The following is a 15,672-nucleotide window of genomic DNA, read 5'->3' on the forward strand; positions in this document are numbered from 1 at the left end:
AACATATCTCCGTGGTTATCAGCCGTGATTCTCCACCGGCGCCCGTATCGGACGACGCCGGAGACTATCCGACGGTTGACCCGCTCAGGCGACGGGGAGGTCCTGCTCGGCTTCGAGGAGTTCGTGATAGCGGTTGCGGATGGTGACCTCGGAGATGTCGGCGACTTCGCTGACGGCGGCCTGCGTCGTCTTCTCGTTGGTCAGCAGTGCGGCAGCGTAGACGGCAGCGGCGGCGAGGCCTACCGGAGACTTCCCGGAGTGGACGCCCTGCTCTTTCGCGTTCTGGAGGAGTTGCCGGGCGCGGTGTTCGGCTTCGTCGGAGAGCTCCAGCGAGGAGGCAAAGCGGGGGACGTAGCTCTCGGGGTCGGCGGGTTTCACTTCGAGGCCGAGTTCGCGGACGACGTAGCGGTAGGTGCGGGCGATTTCGCTCTTCTCGACGCGGGAGACGTCCGTGATTTCGTCGAGCGACCGCGGGACGCCGGCCTGCCGTGCGGCGGCGTAGACGGAGGCCGTCGAGACGCCCTCGATGGAGCGGCCGGGGAGCAGGTCCTCGTCGAGTGCGCGGCGGTAGATGACAGAAGCCGTCTCGCGGACGTTCTCGGGCAGACCGAGCGCGGAGGCCATCCGGTCGATTTCGCCCAGCGCCTGCTTGAGATTGCGCTCTTTGGAGTCACGGGTACGGAATCGCTCGTTCCACTTGCGGAGGCGCTGCATCTTCTGGCGCTGCTTGCCCGACAGGGAGTTGCCGTAGGCGTCCTTATCGCGCCAGTCGATGTTGGTCGACAGGCCCTTGTCGTGCATCATGTTCGTCGTCGGCGCGCCGACGCGGGACTTCTCGTCTTTCTCGCTGGAGTCGAACGCGCGCCACTCCGGCCCGCGGTCTATCTCGTCGGATTCGACGACGAGCCCACAGTCCTCACAGACCGTTTCGCCGTGTTCGTCGTCCATCACGAGAGAGCCGCTACACTCCGGGCAGGCGGTCGATGTCGAACTCGATTCCTCTGTCTGCTCGTCCGTTCGTTGTCGTGTTCGCGTGTGTTCGCTCATTGGTTGCGAAGGCGGGTGCTCACCGGGTGGGACTCGCCGTAGAACCCGGAGGCAATCGGTAATACTGCGTCTGTCCGAAAGAGATTTAAAAATTGTGGTATCGAAACGAGGACGGGCGACTCACGCCACGAAACAGGCGTTTGTGTACGACACCCACGACCATTCAAATAACAACACTCATGAATCATTCAGCAGTTTCCGGAGATATGGACGTCGCCGTCGGGAGCGAGAATCCGGTCAAGCGGACCGCTGTCGAACGAATTCTGCCCGACGCCACCGTAGTGTCGGTCGGCGTCGACTCCGGAGTGGCCGAACAGCCGTGGGGTCGCGAGGAGACGGCCACGGGCGCACGGAACCGAGCGACTGCGGCGCTGTCGGACACCGACGCCGACTTCGGTGTCGGTATCGAGGGCGGCGTCGCCGACCGAACGGAACCCGAGGGCCTGTGGCTCGTCATGTGGGCGGCGGTCACCGACGGCGAGACGACGGCGTTCGGTGACGGGCCGTCCATTCGACTCCCAGCGGCTGTCGCTGGTCGCGTTCGGGACGGCGAAGAACTCGGCCCGGTACTGGACGACAGACTCGGCCGCGAGGCCGTCGCCAAACAGGAGGGCGCCGTCGGCGTCTACACCGACGGGCGGGTCACGCGGACGGACGCGCTGGCCGACGCCGTCGCAGGCGCGTTCGGACCGTTCCTGACCGACCGGTACGATACCCGCTGATCCGCCTCAGTCGGTCGCCTCGGGTTCGACGTCGGCGGCGGTCCGGGACTCCTCGACGGCTTTGGTCAGCGAGACGTTGAGCCACGCCATCGAGGTGACGCCGCCGACGATGGTGACGGCGTTCTTTACGGCGTGGTCGACGATGGCGACCGAGAGCGCCGTCGCGACGCCGATGCCCGCGGGTGTCAGCGGCACCACGATGACAGTAAAGGCGCCTTCGTAGAGGCCCACGCCGCCGGGCGTGAGCGGGAGCACCTTCGCGAGGTTGCCGACGCTGACGGCGAAGAAGCCGACGGCGACCAGCGAGGGAGTCAGCGCGTAGCCGAAGGCGGCGAAGACGAGCAGTGCCGTCACCACGTCCAGCGCCCAGATGGCGAGACTCGCGAGGCCGACGCGGGCGAACGAGCGGCCGTCGCCGGCCACCGTCTGCACGTCGCCGACGAACCGTTCGACGACGCCCGCGACGTAGTCGGCGTAGGAGTCGTCGCTCAGGCGGCCGACCGTCCGGCGGACGAGGTTCCGGTCGGAGTGGGCGCTGGCGACGATGGCGACGACGGCACCGATAGCGGCCACACCGACGAACGCGGCGACGGCGATAGCTGTCTGTCCGCTCGCGGCCGCGTCACCGCCCGCCACGTCGCCGGTGACCGCGCCGACCAGCGTGTCGGCCGACCCCGTAGCTGCGAGTCCCATCATCACGACGCCGGCCAGTAGCGTGATGGTCAGCAGGTCGAAGACGCGCTCGACGGCCAGCGACGCGAACCCGGAGGGGTACGGGATAGAGCGCCGGGCCTTCACGACGTAGGCGCGAACGGCGTCGCCCGCCCGCGCCGGGAACACGAGGTTCCCGGTCTGGCTGATGAACACCGCGCCAGTGAGGAAGTCCCAGCGCTCGCGAAAGCCCATCGACTGCAGGATGTCACGGTACCGCGCGCCGCGGAGCGGCCACGAGAGCGCGTAGACGACGGCACTGGCTCCGACGAGGGCGGGGTCCGCACCGGCCATCTCGTTCAGGACCGTCTGGGGGTTCAGGTACTGAGTCATCAACAGCAGGGCCACCACGACCAGCGCCGTCCCGGCGCCGAGCGACACGCGGCGGGTGATTCGCGGACTGACCGAGAGTTCCCACCACGTCCGGAGAATCTGGCTCCCCATGCCGAACACGTCCCGGACGATGTCGACCTTCGAGTCGCCCTTCGGTTCCCAGTCGACGGCGAACTCCTTGACGCGGAACCCGCGGCGCTGTGCCTTCACGAGCAGTTCGGTGTCCCAGAACCAGTGTTCGTCCTGAACGGCCGGCGACAGCGCCTCGAAGGCCTGTCGGTCGAACGCCTTGAACCCGCACTGGTGGTCCTTGAGGTCCGAACGCAGGATGGTGCGGACGAGCGTGTTGTAGCCGATGCTCGGGACGCCGCGTTTGGCCGGCCGGTCCGCCCGGTTCTCGGGCATCCAGCGTGACCCCGTGGCCACGTCGTACTCGCCAGAGCGGACGCTCTCGACGAGTTCTTCGAGGTGGGACATGTCCGTCGCGAGGTCGGTGTCGAAGTACACCAGCGTGTCGCCCTCGGCCCGTTCGAAGGCGTACTCCAGTGCGCCCCCGCGGCCGAGGCGTCTGTCGGAGTGGATGTGTCGGACACGGTCGTCCTCGGCGGCGAGTCGGGTCGCTATCTCCGGTGTCCGGTCCGCACAGCCGTCCTCGGCGACGATGACCTCGAACGCATCTTCGGGGAGAAAGGCGGCGAGCGTCTCCAGCGTGACTGAGACGGTCCGCTCGATGGTGTCCTCCTCGTTGTAGGCGGGGAGGACGACGCTCACCTCGACGTCGTTCATTGGTGTCCACTGAGCGAGGGAGCCAAAAGTACCTTCTGTTCGTTCGAACGCACGCTGACCCACCAACGGCGCGTTAATCGTCTAAACAGATGCTAAGACACCGTCGGCGCGTTCCTTCAGTCCGCGTCGCCCGGCGACCGGGCCGTGACGAACCGTGAGAGGTCTTCGCCGACCTCCGTCTCGGACTCGTAAGGTCGGCCTACGACGATGTCGCCGGCACGACTCCTCCCGACGCCGGGAATCGTCGTCAGTTCGTCCATCGAGGCACTGTTGACGTCCAGCGGGTAGGGGACGCCGGTCACCGACCGGTAGCCGTGGCCGGTGATGGCGACGTCTATCGTCTGCCCGAGTTCTCGCTCGCCCGGCAGTCCGACCAGCAACGGGTAGGTCCCGAGTTGCCGGCCGAACGTCTTGCCGTCCTGATGGTACTCCAGATGGACGTCCGGCAGCACCGTCCCCGGCGGCGCGACGCGCTTGAGCATCGGGTTGTCTATCTCCTCGCGGACCTCCTGCTTGTACTGTTTGAACAGTTGTTTGTGGTCTTTCGCGATGTCCGCGCCGGTGTCGGCCATGTCCGTCCCCTCGAAGGCCATCACCTGCCGGATGTTCACGCGGCGGAGCATCAGGCCCTCGTCGTAGACGCGCTGGAGGAACCGCTTGTTGTGTTCGAACGTCTCCCGCGTCTCGCCTTTTAGGCCGTGGACGAGGTTGATGCCCGGCAGGAGTTTCGGCAGGCGTCGCGCGGCGTCGTCGCCGAAGTTCGGGGCCGAGTTGCGGTCACCGCCCGGACGGAACCCGGCGACCTCGTTGACTACCTTGACCGCCTCGAAGCACTCGTCGGCGGTGACGTTGAGATTGTTGTCGCTCTGGACGGCGGGGTCGGCCGATTCGAGGCCGAACGCGGCGGTGTCGCCGGGCGTGTTGTGCTCGGCGATGATGCGTATCCCCTCGCGGGCCTTCTCGGGCCACTTGACGATGGTGATGGGGTTCATGTTGTCGAGGTGGAGCGTCTCCAGGTCGGGCGCTACCTCGCGGATGCCGCCGTAGAGGCGACGGAGTGCGTCGGGGTTCGGAGCCTCGCCGTCGCCGCCGTAGGCGAGGATGTCGGCCTGCCGACCGAGACGGAAGTGCTTCACTCCGCGGTCCGAGAGCGCGTCCACCTCGTCGACGACGCTCTCGGGCGGCCGGAAGTCCGGATTGCCGTACATCGGTTCCGTGCAGAACGAACAGCGGTACGGACAGCCCCGAGAGGTCTCCATCTCGCAGATGAGGTACGCCGGGTGGTTGGGGTGCTGTTCGACGACGAACGCGCCCGACCGGGCCCATCGCGTCTCCTCCTCGACGGAGCGGTAGCGGTTCTCGAACCCTTCGAGGCCGGAGTCGACGAGGTCGTAGACGGCCGCCTCCACGTCGGCCATCGCGAGGAAGTCGAAGTCTAAGTCGTCGCGCGCCGTTTCGCTGGCGCCCTCGTTGGCCTCGCCCACGCCAAAGCGGACGGGGCCGCCGATGACGGAGGTGCCGTCGGCCGTCCACGCCAGTTTCCGCACCTCGTCCGGTTCGGCGGGGGTCCCGCCGACGTACTTCCCGGGGACGGTCATCCCGCCGACGTACACCATGAGGTCGGCCTCCTCGACGTCGCGCCACAGGTGGCGGTCCTCGCGGAGTTCGTCGATGGTGTGGTAGGTAATCTGCTCGGACGGGACGCCGGCGTCGACCATCGCACCGGCCGCGTACCGGGGATACGTCGAGATGTAGGGCGGGACCCCGAAGTGTGCGGGTTCGTCGACGTAGCCGTCGACGATGGTCACGTCGAGCGTCTCGGGGTCTACAGTCATGGGCACGGATTGACGCTCGACGCCTAAAACGGTGTCTGGTCGGCCACGTCGTATCGGCGAAAGTTGATATGATTGCAGGAAATCAACCAGCCACAACAAGTATATGTGGGTTTTAAATACATCTTAATAAGATTATGTAAACCACGTTATCACGCAGAGACTTCTTGGGGGCGCTCGGTGCGACGGCCGCCATCGGTCTGGCCGGGGGCGCACGCAGTGGCTCGATTCACGCGGCACGCGGTGCCAAGAACACGCCGCCGGGGAAGTCCGTCGTCGGCATCTACCCGGCCAAACTGAACCTGACCTTCGCGACGTTCGGCCGCGGCTACACCGGCGTCGACCCCGCGAACCGCGGGGTCGACCAACCGTTCGACGGCGTTCCAGACGGCACCTTCCCGCCGAGGAGAAGGGGACCGACGACTTCTGGGACATCGAGTACAACGTCAACGCCGACGGCGACTACGAGTACTACTGGCACGACGACGCGGCCGCGCCGTACCTCTACTCCGAGAACGACCGCGAGTTCGTCAGTTACGACGACATGCGTTCGGTGGCGCTGAAAGCCGAGTACGTCCTCGACAACGACTTCGGCGGCACGACGATGTGGGACTTCCACGGCGACAAGTACGGCGCGTTGCTGTACACCGTCAACGAGGCGTTGGCCCAGTAGTCGAGCGTTCGTTTGCTGACGGTTTCGGGCCGTTATCCTGCCGTTCTAGGTCGGCCACCGCGAGGTCGACGTTCCTGACGTTCGCCTTCCAGAGGGCGTCGAAGAGGTCGCCCACGACCGGAACCGCACCGATGCCCACGTCTAACGCGACGTTCAGGAGCATCCGGGCCAGCGCTCGTCGGGAGACGCCGAGTCTGCCCGCTTCGAGAACGATGTACAGCGAGCAGAGTCCGGTCACGACGTTGCCTGCCACCGGAAGCAGGCCCAGTAACGGGTCGAGGCCGACGCGGACGCCGACGCCCGGAACGCGGACGCTCTCGTCGAGCAGGTGTGCGAGCGTCCGAAGCCGACCCAGCGACGACGGTTCGCCGTCCATAGCCCCGACTCGGGCGCTGGGCTGATAAGTCGTGTCGCCGATATCACTTAGTCGTCGGCACTGACGGGACGCTCGTCGGCCTGCGCGTACCACAGGTCGGCGTAGTCGCCCTCCGCCGAGAGCAGGTCGTCGTGGCTCCCGCGCTCGACGATTTCGCCGTCGTCCATCACGACGATGCGGTCGGCGTCCTGTATCGTCGAGAGGCGGTGCGCGATGACGAAGGCGGTGCGGTCCTCCACGAGTCGCTCGATACTCGCCTGGATGCGCTCTTCGGTCTCCGTGTCGACGTCGCTGGTCGCCTCGTCGAAGATGATTATCTCGGGGTCGTTCAGCAGGGCGCGGGCGATGGCGACGCGCTGCCGCTGGCCGCCCGAGAGTTTGATGCCGCGCTCGCCGATCTGTGTGTCGTATCCCTCGGGGAGGTCGCTGACGAACTCGTGGGCCTGTGCGGCGCGGGCGGCCTCCCGGACCCGTTCGCGGGCGGCCTCGCTGCCCTCGCTCTCCCCGTCCAGCACCTCGCGGTCGCCGTAGGCGACGTTCTCGGCGACGGTGCCCGAGAAGAGGTACGGTTGCTGTTCGACGACGGCGATGTCGTCCCGCAGCGACTGGAGGCCGTACTCACGCACGTCGACGCCGTCGACCCGTACGGCACCCACGTCCACGTCGTGGAACCGGGGGACGAGTTTCAGGAGCGTCGACTTCCCGGCACCGGTCGGGCCGGCCAGTCCGATAGTCGCGCCCTCGGGGACGTCCAGCGAGACGTTCTCTACGACCGGCCGGTCGGGTTCGTAGCCGAAGGTCACGTCGTCGAAGGTGACGCGCCCGTCGAGGCGCTCCGGTTCGTAGGGGTCCTCGGGGTCGGTGATGGCCGGCGACTGCCCCAGCAGGCCGAACACCCGTTCGGCGCTGGATTTGGCGAGTTGGTACTTGTTCGCGGACTTCCCGACCCGGCGCATCGGGGAGTAGAGGCGGCGCAGGTAGAGGAAGAACAGCGCGAACGTCCCCGCCTGCAGGGCGGCCTCGCCGTCGGCGCTCGTAACGAAGTCCATCCCGGCGACGTAGAGGATGCCGACGAAGACGACGCCGGTCAGCAGGCGGAGACCGGCGAAAAAGGCCCGCCGGATGCGGAGCGCGCCGACCTTCTCGTCGTGGTAGGTCTGGCTCTGGTCGCGGACTCGCTCGTTCTCGAACTCGTAGCGGTCGAAGGCCTTGATGACGGGCGCACCGCTCAGGTTGTTCTCCAGCCGGGTGTTGAGCCGAGAGACGGTGCGCCGAATCGACCGGTAGCGCGGCTCTATCCACGTCAGGAAGTAGCCGCTCGCGACGCCGATGATGGGCACGGGGGCGAGGGCGATGAGCGCCAGCGTCGGCGAGTGCCACCACAGCACGACGGCGATGCCGCCGACGGTGGCGACGACCCGAATCAGTTGGCGGAACTCGGTGTTGAGGAACGACTCCAGCCGGTTGATGTCGCTGTTGAGGATGGACATCATCCCGCCGGTCTGGTGGTTCGCGAAGAAGTCCATCGAGAGGTGCTGGAGGTGGTCGTACGTGTCGTTCCGGAGGTCGCGCTGTATCTTCTGGGCCGTCGATTGGAGGAGATAGCGGGAGGCGAAGCGCGTCGCCGACCGGAGCAGATACGCGACGGCGGCGATAGCGACGAGTCGCTGGAGGAACGCGAGTTTCGCCGCGTCGCCCGCGATAGTGCCGGCCGGAAGCAGTCCAGCGGCCGTCAGCAGGCCGGGTTCGCCCCGGTTGAGAATCACGCGGTCGATGGCGGCGGCGACCACGATAGGCGGAACGAGACGGGCGAAGCGAGTACAGAAGGCCGAGAGCACGCCGACGACGAGACGCGCCCAGTACGGCGTGGCGTAGGCGACGAGGTTCACCATCGGGTGCCCGTCGACGTTCTCGCGGACCCCCTCGAACCCACCGTGTTCGTCGGGCATAGACGGTCTATCGGCCCCGGACTGAAATATGGACGGCTTGGGCTACACGTAGATGGTGCCTTCCTCGACGGTGCCGACCGGCGTCGGCCGAGCGCCGTCGGCGACGCGGCCGGCGGAGACGGCGGCGGCCAGCGAGTCGAGCGCGTCGTGGTTCTGGTGGTACGTCTCGCGGTGGTCGTCCAGCGCGACGCTACACGCCTCGACGGCCTCGACGTTGGTCTCGCGCCGGGCGCGCGCCCCGTCGGTGGTCTTGTACCCCTCGCGGTAACAGCCAAGCCACCCGAAGGTGGCCGCGGGGTACACCTCACAGACCACCGTCTCGGCGTCGTGGCCCTGCATCGGTGCGACGGCGGTGTCGGTGTCGTCGACCAGTCGGCCGAGGACGTCTCGGGCGCCGTGATAGGTCATGCTCCGGATCCGATTCGTGTACGGACAGAGCGCTGCGCGCTGGGCGTCCGTCTCCCGTCGAATATCGCGTTTCCCGGCAGTCATCTCGGCGGTGTGGCGACACACTTCCGAGAAGCTGTCGGGACTCGCCGGCCCACTATCACTACAGACCCACTCGAGGAAACCGCGCCAGTGGCCGCCACACTGGGCGTCGAGCAGGGATTGCGGGAGGCTGAAGGGAAAGTCCAGTCCGACCGTCTCGACGTCGTCGTCCCGGATTCGTTCGACGAGGCCGGCGTGTGCACTCTCGCGGTCACGTCCCCACTCGTCTGTCGCACGATAGCACGCGTCGATGCGCATCCCCGCTGCAGTCTGCGTGGCTTCAGTCACCCACAACGCGTCCCCGGCCGCGCTCGCTCCGCTGAAGTCCACGCCCAGAACACCGGAACCCATGCCTGTCCCCTCACCACGGGAGATAATCAATGTTCGGACGGGTACAGCGCCGGTTCCGCCTCCGAAAGCGGTTTGAGCCTCACGAACCAACCAACGACCATGCCAGCCACTCTGGAGGTCGTCTGTACCGACGACGACTGCACGCTCGATATGTTCGAGCTGCACTACACCTACGATATGCCCGACGACACCGGCGTCGGGGACTTCACCTGTCCGTACTGTGGCGAGGCCGACACGCTGGAGGCCGTGGAGCTATGATTCGCGGCATCGGGGAGTCTATCGGCAACGCTATCTTCGAGAACATCGGCCGGGCCGCCGGTCGGGTTCAGGAGAACAAGCCGCTGCCGGCGGACCTGCTTGAGTCCGAGGACGCCTATCTGGTCGTCTTCGACGCCCCCGGTGCAACCGCGAGTGACGTGCAGGTCCGGTACGTCGACGACCGCGTCGAGGTCCGCATCGACCGCTTCCGGGACTTCCACGACGGCTTCGAGATGCGCTATCCCGGCCGCGGACTGGCGCTCGACGGGTCGGTGACGCTCCCCGAGGACGCCGTCGTCGACGCCGAGGCCGCGACGGCGACGCTGAAACACGACGGGACCCTGCAGGTCCGCATCCCGAAGTCCGAGACGGTCGACGACGCGGAGGCAGCGGCCGACGACGAGACCGAAGAGTAACCAACACCGCGCGCTGTTTGCGCCGTTTTACGACGCATACGTCACCAGTCGGCGGTCGGGTCGCCCAGCGGGTCGAACGACTCGTCGCCGTCGAACCGCGTCGGGTCGACGCGAGGGCCGAGCGGGACGGACAGGGTCGGGTCCGCATCGAGCACCCGTTCGGCGAGGAACTCGCCTAGCGCCGGCGCTCGCATCAGGCCGTGACCCTGCCACCCAGCGGCGACGTAGAGACCGTCTGCGACTTGCCCGACCAGTGGGTCCCGGTCGGGCGTCGCCGTACAGAGGCCGGCCCACGAGCGAGCGACGGCCGGTGAAAGCGTGGTCGCTTCGTCGAACTTCGCCAGCGCCGACTCGACGAACTCGGGGTCGGCGTCGGCGGTCCAGTCGTCCGGGTCGGCGGCGTGGGCACCGTTCCCGACGAGGATTCGCTCGCCCTTCGGGCGCCAGTAGCACTCCTCGGTCGCGTCGTAGAACGACGGGAGGCTGGCGTCGACCGGGGTCGTGACGAGCGCCTGTGCCCGGTAGGTCTCCAGAGCGAGCGAGACGCCCACGTCGGCCACCAGTGGGTCCGTTGCCGGGCCGGCCGCGACGACCACGGCGTCGAACGTCTTGGTTCCAGCCGGCGTCTCGACGGTCGCTGGACCGTCGAGGGCGACGGGCGTCTCCGTCTGCACGGTCACGCCGGCCGACCGGGCGCGTGCCGCCAGTTCGGTCACGACCGCATCGGGGTCAAGCGTCCCGGCCGAGTGGGCGATGCCGGCGGCGGTGACGGTAGACGTATCGAGATGGGGATACCGTTCTGCGAGCGCTTCGGGCGACAGTTCGGTCACGTCTCGTCCGTGGGCCTGCATCTCACGGACCTGCTGGCGAATCACCGTCGCGTCGCCGTCCTCGCGGGCAGCCCAGACGTACGGACACGGCGTCAGCAGGTCCCACTCGCGGTAGCGGTCGAGTGCCCGGGCGGCGACGGCGGCGTCTACCGACCCGGCGAAGGCGTCGTAGCAGATGCCCGCCGCGCGACCCGTCGCACCGCTACCCAGTTCGTCGCGTTCGTAGAGCGTCACCGCCGTGCCACGGTCGGCGAGGTCACCGGCGACGGCGAGTCCGACACAGCCACCGCCGACGACGGCGACCCGCATCTATCCGAGGAGCGGGCCGAGACCGCGGGCCGGGTACCCGACGACGGTGTCAGCGCCAGCGTCCCGCAACTGCTCGGTCCGGTCGGCCACCGTCTCCGGGCGGCCGACGAGCGCGTAGTCGCGGACGGCCTGTTCGAGGACGTCTCGGGCCCGGCCGGTCGCCGCGCTGTCGGTTCGCGCGTCGTCCGGGAGAGCCTCACGAACCGGTCGTCGTCGGGCGGCGTAGTCACCCACGGCGTCCAGTACCGCGTCGTCGTCGCCGGTGAGGACCAGCGGTGCGTACACCGCCACCTCGCCGTCGAACCCGGCGGCCCTGAGCGCCCGGAGGTCTCTGTCGGTCGAGCGCGAGAGCAGTTCGTACTGCGTCCCGCCGACGGCCATCGCGAGGCGTTCGATGCCCTCAGTTCCCACCCACGGGTCCGTGGCGTCGGCCGCGGCCGCCCGGAGTCGGGGTGCGACCGCTCGCTCGGCCTCCGTCGCCGTGAGGTAGGCACCGTGGCCGGCCACGAGGACGCGGTTGACGGCCTCGGGGACGGCATCCAGCGCCGAGTCGTCGCCCAGCGGGTCGTACCCGTCGGCCCGCACCGGCGTCGTCAGTCGGACCTCGGCGTGGTCGGTCAGCGTCGCCAGCGTCTCGCAGTCGGGGACGTGCTCGCGGCCCTCGTAGTCGACGGCGAGGGTCTCGACGTCGAGGTCGACGGCGCGCGCCGGGTCGACTTCGGCCGGCTTGAGCGCTACTGCGTCGATGCCAACGTCGGCCAGCGTCCCGGTCGCGAGTGTCGTCATTCGTCAGTGGATTCGTCTCGGTGAGGAAAGCCCTGTCGTTCTCAGCGAATCTGGTCCCGCACCGACTCGGGGAACTCGTCGTCCGGGCCCGCGTACCGGTCGGGTTCGGGTGGCATCTCCCAGTCAGTCGCCAGTTCGAGCAACTGGACGAGCATCCGCGCCGTGGCCCCCCAGACGGTGTAGCCGTCGACGTAAAAGAAGTGCAGGCGTATCTCGCCGTAGTATGGATGGTCGCGGTGTTCGGACTCGTAGTTGTCGAGGTCGGTGAGTTCGGAGACGGGGAGGACGACCACCTCGGCGACCTCCTCGTCGCTGGGGGTGTACTCCCGGTCGGGGATGCGCGCCACGAACGGGCGCACGGAGTAGTGCGAGACGGTCCGGATGTCGTCGAGACGCCCGACCACGTGGGCGGCCTGCGGGTCGAGACCGATTTCTTCGTTGGCCTCCCGGAGTGCCGTCCGGAGCAGGTCGTCGTCTTCGGGTTCGTACCCCCCGCCGGGGAACGACATCTGCCCGGGGTGGTCTGGCAGGTGATCGGCCCGTTTCGTGAACAGGATGCCCTCCCCTTCGGGGCGAGTAACGACCGGCACGACCACGGCTGCCTCGCGCTCCTCGTCGTCGACGACGACAGCGTCGTGTGCCCTTAGCCGGTCGAAGTCCATACTGCAACCGAAGTTGTGTACGTCCTTAACTCGGTCGGGTCCTCCCAGTCAGGCGTCGTCGAGTCGGTCCCGGGCCGCGTCTAGTTCGACCGCCCCCCACGCTTCGAGGTCGTAGCTCGCGTCCAGCAGCGACGCGATGCGGTCCTCGTCACCGGCCTGTACCGCCTGTACGGCGTCCTCGCGGAACTGCGACTCTGCGGCACGAGACACGGTCTCGTCGGCGAGTGTTCGCTCGGGGACGTCCATGATGTGTGGGAGGTCCCCGGCCCCTTCTGGCAACGACGGGAACGCCGTGGGGCCGACGACGAGGAGTTCGTCGTCGGGACTCTCGTCGTGGTCGGCGACCGAAAGCAGGTGGTACGACGTGAGCGCATCCTCGATGTCCCCGGCGAACGCGTCGGTTTCGACGTCCTCGCCCGCTTTGAACGCGAGTTCAGAACACGCCTGTCCGAGTTCCGTCCGAGTGAGCGCACCGAAGAGGTCGACGACGCCAGCGAGGTCGTCGGCAGTCAGGTCCATATCGGGTGCGCGACCCCCAGCGGCTTCAGCGTTTCCGGGCTCAGGCGGCGGCCGTCCTCGGCAACCGGCCGCTGAAGTGCAGCGTCAGGAGCGCGAGCAAGAGGACGACCAGTCCGGCGCCCATCCACTCGAAGATGGTCGGGAAGGCGACGCCAGCGTCCAGCAGGAACCCGAAGATGACGCTCCCGGGGGCCTGTATCACCATCATGCCCGCGCCGTAGGCCGCGTACGCGCTGGCGCGGTGGCGGTCCGGGAGCGACCCGAGCAGGTACGTATCGACGGCAGGGAAGCTACTGTGGATGACGTACCCCGTGACGGCGCTGAAGGCCACCAGCGGCCAGAACCCCCGAACTATCGGGAGGACGAGGATACAGCCAGTGAAGGCTGCGACGATGACGAGGATGTACGGGAGCGTCGGCAACCGGTCGGCCAGCCGTCCGCTGACGTAGAACGCCGGCACGCCCGCACCGAACGCGACCTGCAGGAGCGTCCGTCCAGTCGCCTTCGTGAGGCCGATACTGTCGATGTACGTGACGTAGAAATTGAACAGTCCGTTCCACACCATCGCGGTGAATCCCAGCGTCGCTACCGCGGTGAGGACGATTGGCCACTGTGCCAGCACCGCCCCCAGCACGTCCCTGTCCTCGCTGCCGGCCTCGGGGAACGCCGTCCGGCGGGCGATCAGCGTGAACACGACGGTCATCACCGCCGCGGCGACGGCTATCGCCTGCAGCGTCACCCGCCAGTTCCCGACGACGAGCGCCACAGAGACGAGCGCCGGCGCGGCGACGGCGGCGAGTTGGCTGGCGACCCCGTGCTGGCCGAGGACGCGGCCCGGCGCGTCGGGGTACAGTTCGCTGATGAGCGTGTTCGCGGCGATGATGTAGACGCCGCTTGCGAGTCCCATCGTGAACGCCCCGACGAGTAACAGCGTCGGGTCCGACGTCAGCGCGGTGAACGTCGCCCCCACGGTCAACACGACGCCGGAGCCGAAGACGGCCTGTGCACGGGTCACCCGCGTCAACAGGAAGCCGGTCGGCAGTCGCGTCACCGCGCTCCCGGCCCAGACGAGCGTCGCCAGTAGCCCGAGTGTCGAACTGCTCGCGCCCGTCGCGACCCGGATGGGTTCGAGCAACGGCGCGAACACTACGCGCGAGAGGTTGATGAGAAAGACCAACCCGAGCAACGAGCCGAACACTGACCGTCGAGACACACCGGACAGTAGTCGCTCGCCCCGAAGATTGTTCCGAATCGCCACGGTCTTTTTATCCACGGCTGTCAGAGCTAGTCGTATGGACTCGGTCAGGAAGGCCCTGCGTGCGGGTGACGTCGAGAAAGACGGCTACGGTCGACTCTCGTGTACGGCGTGTGACGAGCCACTGTCGACGGACAACGACCCGGACCAGGTCGGCAAGGTTCGGGTCTGTCCCGAGTGCGACACGGAGTGGAAAGAACTCGGCTGACACCAGCGGCGGGCTCCCAGGCCGGACTCGTCTCGCACTTACTCGAACACTGCGTCGAACGCCTCCGCACCCAGCGGCTCGTACCGCCCGGCGTCGACGTTCTCGCGGGCGTGTTCTGCGGACCCCGTCCCGACGAGCGAACAGGTCACGCCGGGGGCGCTCCGCGCGAAGTTGAGCGCTCGCTGGGCGCGGGTCTCGCCGTCGAGTTTCCCCTCGACGCTCTCGGGCATCTCCTCGGCCAGTCGCCCCTGCATGATAGACGCGCTCGTGAACACGTCGAGACCGGCCTCGTGAGCGAACCACAGCGCCGACTGCGGGCCGTCCGCGCCGTCGTGGGCCGCGACGCTGAACGCGTCGGCCATGAACACGTTGAAGGGTAGCTGGATGGCCCGGAAGTGCGTCGCCGTGTTTCCGACCGACTTCGCGGCCGACCGTGCCCGCTCGACGACTTCCGGTAGCGAGAGATAGCTGTCGTGACTCTCGGGGACGCGGAACGCCTCCCACGTCGCCACCCCGTAGTGTTTCAGGTCGCCGGCCGCCGCGCGCTCCTCCAGTCGCTCGAAGGCGGCCTCCAGCTGGTCGTACACCTCGTCTCGGCCGTGCTCGGCCAGTTGCGTCTCGGGGTTGTGGACGTAGTAGAGGTCGACAGTGTCCAGTCCGAGGTTGTCGAGCGAGCGGTCCAACTGGTCGTCGAGGAACTCCGGCGCGATGCAGTGCTGCCCGCTGACGAGGGCGTCGGCGTCGACGATGCCCGTATCGACGTACTCCGACTGGACGTACGCGCCGGGGTTCTCGGGTCGCTCCCCGTCGAAGGGGACGAACCCGCCCTTCGTCGCCACGACGACGGCCTCGCGGTCGACGTCCGCGTCGGCCAGCGCCCGCCCGACGACGCGTTCGGAGCGCTGGTGGCGGTAGTTGATGGCCGTATCGAGGACGTTGACGCCCCCCTCGAGCGCGGTGACGATGGCGTCGTGGTACGCGTCGTCGCGTTCGTCGGTCGGGTCGCCCAGATACGTGCCGACGCCGATACTGGAGACGACGCCGTCGCCGAACCGGCGGTAGAAGGTGCGCGCGAAGTCGTCGTGGTCGTCCCGGTACGCCCATGTCGCCTCCCGTGTTGCCATACCCACGCTTCGTCCCGACCGGACAAAAGGACCGAG

General features: G+C 67.7%; 17 protein-coding genes and 1 pseudogene. 6 read left to right on the forward strand and 12 right to left on the reverse strand.

Features of this window, described 5'->3' with window-relative positions; all coding sequences use genetic code 11:
• Positions 1-84 precede the first annotated feature (84 nt).
• Positions 85-1,047 carry a transcription initiation factor IIB family protein gene (locus G9465_RS07575; RefSeq protein WP_166968619.1) on the reverse strand — a complete coding sequence of 321 codons (963 nt, stop codon included), beginning with the start codon at positions 1,045-1,047 and terminating at the stop codon, positions 85-87.
• Positions 1,048-1,253: 206 nt separating this feature from the next.
• Here G9465_RS07575 and yjjX point away from each other — a divergent pair, with 206 nt between their 5' ends.
• A complete protein-coding gene (gene yjjX, locus G9465_RS07580; RefSeq protein ID WP_166968621.1) occupies positions 1,254-1,769 on the forward strand; it encodes an inosine/xanthosine triphosphatase in 516 nt (171 codons plus the stop codon).
• A gap of 6 nt (positions 1,770-1,775) precedes the next feature.
• Here yjjX and G9465_RS07585 read toward each other — a convergent pair whose 3' ends face one another.
• Together G9465_RS07585 and G9465_RS07590 are read right to left on the reverse strand one after the other, a co-directional pair.
• Positions 1,776-3,599 carry a flippase-like domain-containing protein gene (locus tag G9465_RS07585; RefSeq protein ID WP_166968623.1) on the reverse strand — a complete coding sequence of 608 codons (1,824 nt, stop codon included), beginning with the start codon at positions 3,597-3,599 and terminating at the stop codon, positions 1,776-1,778.
• A gap of 116 nt (positions 3,600-3,715) precedes the next feature.
• The gene (locus tag G9465_RS07590) at positions 3,716-5,434 is read right to left on the reverse strand and encodes a radical SAM protein (RefSeq protein ID WP_166968625.1); all 1,719 of its coding nucleotides are present in this window, start codon (positions 5,432-5,434) and stop codon (positions 3,716-3,718) included.
• A 152-nt stretch (positions 5,435-5,586) separates the two neighbouring features.
• Between G9465_RS07590 and G9465_RS26040 the strand changes: the two are divergent.
• Positions 5,587-5,643: pseudogene (locus tag G9465_RS26040) on the forward strand (twin-arginine translocation signal domain-containing protein); the annotation flags it as partial.
• A 221-nt stretch (positions 5,644-5,864) separates the two neighbouring features.
• On the forward strand, positions 5,865-6,104 hold the full coding sequence (locus G9465_RS25580; protein ID WP_255491981.1) for a glycosyl hydrolase family 18 protein: 240 nt from the start codon (positions 5,865-5,867) through the stop codon (positions 6,102-6,104).
• Here G9465_RS25580 and G9465_RS07600 read toward each other — a convergent pair.
• The 3 genes from G9465_RS07600 to G9465_RS07610 are packed head-to-tail and all read right to left on the reverse strand — an operon-like array spanning position 6,082 to position 9,269.
• Positions 6,082-6,480, reverse strand: a complete 399-nt coding sequence (locus G9465_RS07600) for a DUF4112 domain-containing protein (RefSeq protein ID WP_166968627.1) — start codon at positions 6,478-6,480, stop codon at positions 6,082-6,084. The two genes, G9465_RS25580 and G9465_RS07600, sit on opposite strands and share 23 nt — an antisense overlap.
• Before the next feature lie 47 nt (positions 6,481-6,527).
• Positions 6,528-8,429, reverse strand: coding sequence for an ABC transporter ATP-binding protein (locus G9465_RS07605; RefSeq protein WP_166968629.1), 1,902 nt, complete (start codon positions 8,427-8,429; stop codon positions 6,528-6,530).
• A 42-nt stretch (positions 8,430-8,471) separates the two neighbouring features.
• Positions 8,472-9,269, reverse strand: coding sequence for a DUF429 domain-containing protein (locus tag G9465_RS07610; protein ID WP_166968631.1), 798 nt, complete (start codon positions 9,267-9,269; stop codon positions 8,472-8,474).
• A 99-nt stretch (positions 9,270-9,368) separates the two neighbouring features.
• Between G9465_RS07610 and G9465_RS07615 the strand changes: the two genes are divergently transcribed.
• Positions 9,369-9,527, forward strand: coding sequence for a hypothetical protein (locus G9465_RS07615; protein ID WP_166968633.1), 159 nt, complete (start codon positions 9,369-9,371; stop codon positions 9,525-9,527).
• The gene (locus G9465_RS07620) at positions 9,524-9,943 is read left to right on the forward strand and encodes an Hsp20/alpha crystallin family protein (RefSeq protein ID WP_166968635.1); all 420 of its coding nucleotides are present in this window, start codon (positions 9,524-9,526) and stop codon (positions 9,941-9,943) included. Before G9465_RS07615 ends, G9465_RS07620 begins: the two co-directional genes overlap by 4 nt.
• A 41-nt stretch (positions 9,944-9,984) precedes the next feature.
• On the opposite strand, the gene G9465_RS07625 is transcribed toward G9465_RS07620, so the two are convergent.
• From G9465_RS07625 to G9465_RS07645, 5 genes are read right to left on the reverse strand one after another with little or no spacing between them, the layout of a single operon-like run.
• Positions 9,985-11,082 (reverse strand): FAD-binding oxidoreductase, encoded by a 1,098-nt coding sequence (locus G9465_RS07625; RefSeq protein WP_166968637.1) that lies wholly within the window; start codon positions 11,080-11,082, stop codon positions 9,985-9,987.
• Positions 11,083-11,868, reverse strand: coding sequence for a luciferase (locus G9465_RS07630; protein WP_166968639.1), 786 nt, complete (start codon positions 11,866-11,868; stop codon positions 11,083-11,085).
• Positions 11,869-11,909: 41 nt separating this feature from the next.
• Positions 11,910-12,530, reverse strand: a complete 621-nt coding sequence (locus tag G9465_RS07635) for a CoA pyrophosphatase (protein ID WP_166968641.1) — start codon at positions 12,528-12,530, stop codon at positions 11,910-11,912.
• Positions 12,531-12,578: 48 nt separating this feature from the next.
• Positions 12,579-13,049, reverse strand: coding sequence for a hypothetical protein (locus tag G9465_RS07640; protein WP_166968643.1), 471 nt, complete (start codon positions 13,047-13,049; stop codon positions 12,579-12,581).
• A 40-nt stretch (positions 13,050-13,089) separates the two neighbouring features.
• Positions 13,090-14,226 carry an MFS transporter gene (locus G9465_RS07645; protein ID WP_166972960.1) on the reverse strand — a complete coding sequence of 379 codons (1,137 nt, stop codon included), beginning with the start codon at positions 14,224-14,226 and terminating at the stop codon, positions 13,090-13,092.
• Between the two features lie 115 nt (positions 14,227-14,341).
• On the opposite strand from G9465_RS07645, the gene G9465_RS07650 reads away from it, so the two are divergent.
• Positions 14,342-14,512 (forward strand): HVO_0758 family zinc finger protein, encoded by a 171-nt coding sequence (locus tag G9465_RS07650; RefSeq protein ID WP_166968645.1) that lies wholly within the window; start codon positions 14,342-14,344, stop codon positions 14,510-14,512.
• Between the two features lie 38 nt (positions 14,513-14,550).
• On the opposite strand, the gene G9465_RS07655 is transcribed toward G9465_RS07650, so the two are convergent.
• Entirely contained in the window at positions 14,551-15,636 is a 1,086-nt protein-coding gene (locus tag G9465_RS07655) for an aldo/keto reductase (RefSeq protein WP_166968647.1), read from the reverse strand.
• Positions 15,637-15,672 lie beyond the last annotated feature (36 nt).

Origin of the sequence: Haloarcula sp. JP-L23, assembly GCF_011602445.1 — an archaeon.
GTDB lineage: Archaea > Halobacteriota > Halobacteria > Halobacteriales > Haloarculaceae > Haloarcula > Haloarcula pellucida.